The sequence below is a fragment of the Labilibaculum sp. K2S genome, assembly GCF_030372765.1.
Lineage (GTDB): Bacteria > Bacteroidota > Bacteroidia > Bacteroidales > Marinifilaceae > Labilibaculum.
This window is the reverse complement of the sequence record NZ_JAUCMW010000003.1, coordinates 371,437-380,008: the sequence shown is the minus strand read 5'-3', so window position 1 is coordinate 380,008 and position 8,572 is coordinate 371,437. Positions and strand designations below refer to the sequence as shown.

Sequence of the window (8,572 nt, the reverse complement as noted above, 5' to 3'; positions counted from 1 at the left end):
CTTTAGTCTGACCTGCATCAGCAGTAACCGTAATGGCTTTCTGGGTGATGCTAAATCCTTGCGAAACCTGGACTGCCGCGTCATATGAAGCGTTACCGGCTTGGTCGGCATAGATGGTGCATGATCCTGCACCAACAATATGTACTTTTCCGTCCACAATAGTGGCAACAGAAACATCTGAACTACTATATGAAACCGTTAGTTCACTACTTGCCGTAGCTGCGGGGTCAAAGTCACTGTCTCCGTATGTTTTATCTGCGAGTGCGTTAAAAGTAATGGTTTGATCATTATCGGTCAGCGTAATCGCTACGGTTTCGTTCTCCAGGGCATCAAAAGTATCATCGCTGGAAGCATCATTCACCGCAACAGTGATTGTTGCCATGTCGTTCCTGTCGATATTGTCATCCACACCAGTAACTGTCACCGTCTGCGGCGTGTCCCAATTAGCCGACGTAAAGGTCAGTGTTGATTTATCTAACGTGGCTTCATCCGTTTTATCGCTCGTAACATCAAAGACCACATCGTTAGATGGCTGAACATCTAAAACAACTGTGAACGTACCTGTTCCTGCATTTTCATCGATTGTTAAGGCTGTTTCGCTTACCGTAAAACCTGGTGTTGTTGATGCAAAAGCTAAATATGCTCCATCATCTGGATTTATCAAAGCCCAATAATAGGTTCCATCGTCAGTTAAATTGATAACATTATCAGTACTATTGAATGTTAGGTCGTTAGACACTACTAATACAGGTATTCCGGAAGGGAAAGTTATCGCTGTTTTTGGTATAGCAAAATATACATTATCCACCGTACCGGTCTCATCCACTTTCCATACACGGTCTGAACGATTATTGGTACCTCCGTCGAAACTTGAGGTAAATGAGTTTTCAGTTCCATTATTATGCCCCATCAGCATAAAGTTGCCATCATCAAGTGAGGTGGTTCTGCCCGCATCGGAATTTGATGAAGTGAAATCAGCGTTTGTTGCCAAAACAGGGCTGTTACCACTATTTACCGATCGTGATACTTTTTGATTCAACCCACTGGCATCGTCACGGCCAATACCAAAAATATCGGAGGTATAACCTGAATTGGCTGTTGCATCCCAAATTGCCGTACCATCTGAAGCTAAGTAGTTTGTTGCTGTGGTTTGGTCTAAAGTAGTACCATATTTAATGGCTAGGTAAGAATCTACTTGTTGTTGTTCGGTAGCAGTAAGTTCTCTGTTATATAAAATGACCTCTGAAACTTCGCCGTTATAGTAGGCGTCTACTGGATAATTTGATTTGCCAATATAATTTGACGTTCTGTTTATATTTTTTGGTACAGCAAAACCTCCAAGATTTGCGGTGTAGTCAAAAGGAAGCGCATTTCTACGTATTGTTGGTGCCACCTGTGCATACTCAACTCCACCTGGCGCCATTAAACTATAGGTAGCATTGGTGTTGTCGGTAATTATATTATCATTAGTATGAGCTATATTTTGTACTACAGGATTAGCACCATCGAGATGCAAACTTCCCACATAAATTTGTTGTCCGGTTTCGAACCTGCACATAATAATATTATCATCACTAGGGGCATTCCCCAAATCGATAAAACGTTCGTAAGAACCTGCATTGGTTGGCTTAGCAGTAGAATAAAATGATAACCCTGCCGTAAAATCTGAAAAACCTGCAGGTAATTGTATAAACTCAGAATTGCCTCTCTCAAAACTAATAGCTGGGTTAAAGTTGCTGGCATTTTCTAAATAATCAGGGTAGCTAGTTGAAGTTCCATCCATCCCTTTTGAGGATTGATCCTCCCAACCTGTAATGGCAGCATTATTTGTAGTTGTGCCTGTACCTGTATCCGCTTTTAGCCATAGGGCTAAGTTATTGGTTACACCTCCTGGTGCTTTTTGAAATTTGGCCAAAGTAAATACCATTCCATCTACCGGAGCAGTTGTCGTTGTAAATTCACCATTGGCATTTAAAGTTCCAATTGTAGTTACGTTAGATGAGAAATCACCATCTGTAGTTGCGATAATAGACCAATTCTCATCGTAGCCTTCAAACTTCATACTAATGTTTTGTGCGAAGTTGGTGGCATCTACTTTCCATTCCCGTGCCAAACGAACGTTAAATCCTGATGCCACAGCTAATTCGGTGGTCTGCGTCGTCAAAGCAGCCCCATTGTTAGCCACAGTCAGAAACTGCAGATCATAAGTGTGCTCAGTAGTTCTGCCTGCATCGTTGTTGGCCGTTGTAAAATCGGCATCCAGTGACATGGTCAAAATACTTCCGGCGTTGACCGATTTCGAAACTTTTTGATTCAGCCCACTGGCATCGTCACGACCTATTCCAAAAATATCGGTTGCATAACCGGTATTATTAGTCGCACTCCAGATGGTGCTGCCATCAGAGGCCAAATAATCATCGGCTTTTGATATGCCGTATTTAAGTGCCAGGTAAGATTCAACCTCTTTTATTTCAATAGCAGAAAGATCCGAAGCATAAATAATATATTCGGCGATATCTGCTGTAGATGGGTATGAAAAATCATACGGATTTGCACCGAAACCTAAATAACCATTAGAACTACTGGCCAATAAGTGAAATGAACTTGTTTGTTTCTCTAAAGTACCATCCAAATACAGGGACAGGTTGCCTGGCTGCACATCTTGCCGCGCAATAACATACTTATTAATTGTTGTCGTACTTCCAATGAGTAAAGGTATAGTTATACCTTCACCATAATCCATACGCTGATAATTGCCACTTCGTTGGAAATAAGCAGCTCGGTCAATAGTGCTAATATACCCGGCTTCAACATTTCCTGCCATAGATTTTTTTACTAAAAATATGGTATTTTCATTAGTCAAATTGAAATAGGTTGTAGAAGGAGCAGTAGAAGAGGTTCGTATCGCATCGTTACCATCAAAAGAAACAACAGAGTTGAAGTTTGCAATGTTGGGAACCACTGCAGGGTCTCCAACGACACCATCCACAGTAGTTACATTTACACCGTATGGCTTTTGTCCTTCCCAACTCTCAATATTTCCATTGGTTATTGTACTGCCTCCATTTGTAGTGCCGCTGTTGGCATTAAACCACACGCGCAGGTTGTCAAGTATTCCACCAGGGGCTTCTTGAAATTTTGCAAGTGTGAATACTGTCCCATCGGCTATTGCAGAAGAAGTGGTAAACTCTCCATTGGCATTTAATGCTCCAATAGTAATTACCCCTGTTGAAAAATCCCCATCAGTCGTGGCTATTATCGACCATGTTTCATCATAGCCTTCAAACTTCATACTAATGTTTTGTGCGAAGTTGGTGGCATCTACTTTCCATTCCCGTGCCAAACGAACGTTAAATCCTGATGCCACAGCTAATTCGGTGGTCTGCGTCGTCAAAGCAGCCCCATTGTTAGCCACAGTCATAAACTGCAGATCATAAGTGTGCTCAGTAGTTCTGCCTGCATCGTTGTTGGCCGTTGTAAAATCGGCATCCAGTGACATGGTCAAAATACTTCCGGCGTTGACCGATTTCGAAACTTTTTGATTCAGCCCGCTGGCATCGTCACGACCAATACCAAAAATATCTTGGGCATATCCATCGCCATCGTCGGTCCACATTTTCGTGGTTCCATCAGAGGCTACATAATTGCCGGGTAACGTTATGCCATATTTGAGAGACAGGTACGATTCTACTTTCTGTCGATCCAAATCAGACAGTTTTTTGCGAAACATCACCACTTCCCCGATATTACCTTTTAAATGGTTGCCGCCATCCTGAGCTTCTGCATTATCAGCATCGAGACCAATCATAAGCGCTCCATTGGCGGGCAATTGTGATTGACCTCCCACATTTAGTATGTCAACAGCATCCGCATAAATTTCGGAAGAAGAAGCATTGCTTGTAAACCCAACCAGATGTGAGACATCATCATTCAAAACGGGAACTGTAAGATCTCCTAGTGACGCGTTATTTACTGTTATGTTGAACTTGTAATCAGTGCCACCATTTATAAAAAAAGCAAGATCATTATCGCCATCATTGTCATAGTGCCAAACGGTATGAGAATAGGTACCGGAAGCCACCTGCTGTACCGAAAAAACCGACATTTCCGAAAAATCAAAATCGGCTGCATCAACTGCTGATGCCAATCCGGTGTGTGCTCCGTCAAAAGCAATAGTTGAGTTGAAATTATTCGAATTCTCAGCTAAAGTTGGAGCTACAGTACCAACGCTTTGGCTCTGTATTAAACCGACGTTCAATGGCATTCTGTTTTTCGACTGGTCTATCCATTCGGCATCATTTGCACTGGTATAGGTAAACCCTTTTTCTGCATTGAGCCATAGTTCAAGGTTATCGACAATACCTCCCGGTGATTTCGGACGAACAACATCAATATTCAGAGTTGTTGTGGTGGTCATCGTTAAAGCCGGGTCACCAGTCATTCCTCCATACTCAACGACATACCCATATGTTTTAGTCGGATAAATATCATTCCACTTACCGGGATTAGTGGCAGCATACATCATTATATAATCTTCCTCATCACTAGTACTATTGGGTTCTCCCGAGTTCCAGTTCACATAACTACCATTGTACGCATTTGCACCAGTTGAAAATTGGTTCCCACTCTCGGGTCCTGTTACCCATTTCCAGATTCCCTCAGTCTCACGGTCTGAGCCACCAAGCCAAATCATATCGGAAATCTTATTCTGAATAAATATATTTTCGTTAGCAGAAGTAACAGTAGCCAGATAACCTTGCAGTCCGTAATATGTTTTAGCACTGGCTACTGCCTCTGCCTGGGTCCATGTAATAGTAGCATTCACATATTCATAAAAGTGCCCATCGTCCAATTTCGAATCTTGCGAGAAATAGTTGGCATTAGCCAGCGAAATGGTGAATTGGCGTTGGCTGCCATCTATTGAACTAAATAATGGAGCATTGTTTACATAGGTAATGCTACGCACAGCAGCCTGGTATTCGGAGGGTGAGGCATCTCCTGATAAAACGAGCGCACCGTAAGTTTCATCGAATTGGCTGGTTATACCGCCCGTACTGGTATAAAGAAGGGTATCCTGATTACTCTGGTAACCAGAGCTAAAATGAATCGTTAAGCCTTTTATATCGCTACCTTCAGGATCGGTAACCGTAAAATTAGGAAATACAACTATCGGATCATATTCGCTGGTATTGTATGTTGGCGAATCATTTTTTCCATCTATTTCCGGAGGCTGAGGAGCGACTACATTTAAGGTTGTTGTCGTGGTCATATTTATTGTCGGGTCTCCGGCCATTCCACCATACTCAACAGTGTATCCTAAAGAAGTGTTGTTCCCTCCATCATTCCAGCTTCCGTCCGAATAATTCATTAACAGACAATGCTCAACACCACTACTATTACTTGGTTCTCCGGATTTCCAGTTTACATAGCTACCATTGTAAGCAGTTGCACCCGTTGAAAATTGGTTTCCTGTTTCAGGACCTGAAACCCACAACCAACTTCCTTCCGTTGCAGCATCAGAACCTCCAAGCCAAGTATTATAACTCGATATCTTGCTTTTTACAAAACTATTTTCTTCTGCAGAAGTAACAGTAGCCAAATATCCCTGTAATCCATAATATGTTTTAGCGCTGGCCGCTGTTTCTGCAGCATCCCAGTATAACGTACTATTTATAAACTCATAAAAATGTCCGGTAGATGGGGAATAGTCTGAATTAGCCAACGATATAGTTAACTCACGCTGGGCGTAGCTGACAGAACTTGCAGCAACCTCGTTCGTGTAAGTAATACTGCGAACAGCCGTCTGGTAGTTAGCCGGTGAAGCTGATCCGGATAGGATGAGTGCTCCTTTGGTTTTATCAAAATTTCCACTTATCCCATTCTGGGTGGTAAACGAAAGAATGTCCTCATTCTCAGAATATCCGGAAGTAAAGGCAATTACTAATCCTTTAATATCATCACCATCTGCATCGGTAATGGTAAAGTTTGGGAATACAGTTACCGGAGTATTTGTTTCGGTATAATACTTTGGAGAAATGTCGTTCCCATTCATCTCGGGTGGAGTATCAATGCATAATGAGCTCATCGCCGCAAACATCAAACCCCCTAGTAGTGTGGTAAATTTGTAAATCATGAGGAATTATAAAAAATTTATTAAATAGAATTGTTTTCAACTTTTCCTGTTTTCTCTTCAATCCAAAGAACCCAGTTTTTGTTTAAATTAATGTAAACTCAGGAATGTCAACTTTTTAACATGTAACTTTTGTCGAGGAAAAACATTATACTAACAGCATCGACAAATCACATAAGAGACTCTAAGACAACATCATAAGACTTACATCAAATGCCAGATTGCCTGGAGATTGATCCAACCATTCGGCATGGGTAAAGCTGTTGTAAATAAAACCGGCATCGGCTTTGAGCCAAAGGTTAAGACCTGATGAGATACCTCCGGGGGATTGTGCTAACAAACTTAAGTTACAAAACAAAATGATGTACAATAAGTAAATTTTCCTCATGTGTAGTATTTTTTAAGTTATATTTAGGTTTAATGGTTCTATTTTTTCGGTAAGAGAGCACCTCTCAGTAAATAAAAAACAAACAAATATTCAATAAGGCCCTGTAATTTTCTACACTTCAGTATATGATTTAGGAGTATTGAACAATTTGAATTGGTTTCAAATTCAATACAGCTTCGTATCGAAAATGGAAAATGAAATTCAATCTCTTTTAAAGCCGAACCTCTGTAACTCGCTACTGTTTCTTCACGAATTGCACCAACGGTTTTATTAGTATATTCCAAATTTGATGCAATTTCTTTTAAGCACTTTACGAAACACAACACCAATAGTTTCACATATCTCCCTTTTACGCATCGAAGTTTTAAAAATTCAATTTGTTCCATTTATGCAGCTTTTTGGTGCGAATAAATATTTAGTTGAACTTGATCGATTATTACTAAATATGAAGCAAAGTAAATCTGTAGAAAAAACGGCAATAACAATAACACATAGTATCGATCCTCTAACACTTTTTACTGATGAGTCTTGTTTTTTTGAGAATTTACTTGAGAATAGAAATAGATTCCAATCAGATTTACGCCAAGTTTTTGAACTCAACAATGAACACATAATCAAAAACAAAAAACTTCAAAACAATTAAGTAGTTACTTTGGATGTCACCAGACAAGTTACAGATAAACATAACATTAGTAAGGGGATCTTGTTTAAACTACTTCACACAAAAAAATTATTCATGCGCCTATTACAATAGAGGGACCGCAGTTTACACTTCCTTCTTTTCAGTAAGAAAGCTCAGTTGCAATAAAAATACAGGGGTAATCATAAGATTCTGCGCTCTTAGGCAAACGCATTGGGGCAAAAGAAGCTGAAGAAGTTACCAACTAATCTTTATGGATTCATTGTGAGTCAGTTAGATTCAGAAATATTGCAATTTCCACTTCTTTCAAACTGCTTATTTCAATTTATTAACTTTTTGGGAAACCATTCTCTTCTCAAATTAAGAAACATTTTCTTTCTTAATAATCCTCAATAAAATGGACTTGCTAAGGATTAACCAAACAGTAACTAGTTAACCCTTCTATATTCTGTTGGTGTTGTACCTGTTTTTGATTTAAAAAAGCGGGTAAAATAATGGGGATAATTAAAACCAAGTAAATAGGCTATTTCACTTACTGAATTAGTGCTACTTAATAACATTGCCTTTGCTTTCCTAATCATCAAATTGTTGATGTAATCTTTGGCAGAAATCCCTGCTTCTTTTCGAAGCACATCACTTAGATAATTAGGGGATAAGTTTATTTTTTCTGCAATGTCCTGCACTGTTGGAATTCCCTTTTCAGCAAGTAAATTTTCACCTATCCAACTATTTACTATTTTTTCAAACTTTACTACAATACCTTGGTGTACAATATTACGGGTTTTAAATTGACGTTCGTAAAAACGAAGAGAGTAATTGAGCATCAATTCTAAATTTGAAATAATCACCTTTTGGCTGTGACAATCAATATTTTCTGTATACTCTTTTTGGATGTTAGAAATAATATCATTTAATGTATTTCTTTCTAATGTGGATAGGTGCAAGGCCTCATTCGCATGATATTCAAAAAAATAGTATTGAGTCATTTTTTGACTCAAATGTGATTTCTTAAGAAAACTGGGATGAAAAAAAAGCATCCAGCCTTTATTTTCATTTTTTTCAACCGGTTTGGTAGCTGTAAATGCTTGCAGTGGTGCTGTAAAAATCAAAGCTCCATTTTCAAAATCGCAACTGTTTCTTCCATATTCCATACCACAATGCACATCTTTTAAGGCAATACAGTATAAATCTGTCACAACTTTTATGTCAACCATTTCTTGTGTTACTTCTACATCGGCAACATCAATTATTGTAATTAGAGGATGTTTGGGGGTATCCATATTTAACATCTCATGCAGTTGCGAAATAGAATTTACTTTGATGATTGTTTCCATTTATAAAAGATTTTTATTGCAGATTTTAAACAAATATGTGTAATTTTTTTTAAACATTTCGTGTGAAAACAGTATTTTTT

The 8,572-nt window shown here is 39.2% G+C and carries 4 protein-coding genes; all 4 read right to left on the bottom strand.

Annotation, left to right across the window (positions count from 1 at the left end; translation table 11 throughout):
- A partial coding sequence (locus tag QUH73_RS07145) for a lectin-like protein (protein WP_289529752.1) occupies positions 1 to 6,085 on the bottom strand: 6,085 nt, incomplete at its 3' end.
- Between the two features lie 229 nt (positions 6,086 to 6,314).
- Entirely contained in the window at positions 6,315 to 6,518 is a 204-nt protein-coding gene (locus QUH73_RS07140) for a hypothetical protein (RefSeq protein ID WP_289529751.1), read from the bottom strand.
- A 38-nt stretch (positions 6,519 to 6,556) separates the two neighbouring features.
- Positions 6,557 to 6,904 (bottom strand): hypothetical protein, encoded by a 348-nt coding sequence (locus tag QUH73_RS07135; protein WP_289529750.1) that lies wholly within the window; start codon positions 6,902 to 6,904, stop codon positions 6,557 to 6,559.
- Positions 6,905 to 7,586: 682 nt separating this feature from the next.
- Positions 7,587 to 8,492: a helix-turn-helix domain-containing protein gene (locus QUH73_RS07130; RefSeq protein ID WP_289529749.1), complete on the bottom strand. Its 906-nt coding sequence runs from the start codon at positions 8,490 to 8,492 to the stop codon at positions 7,587 to 7,589.
- Between the last annotated feature and the right edge of the window lie 80 nt (positions 8,493 to 8,572).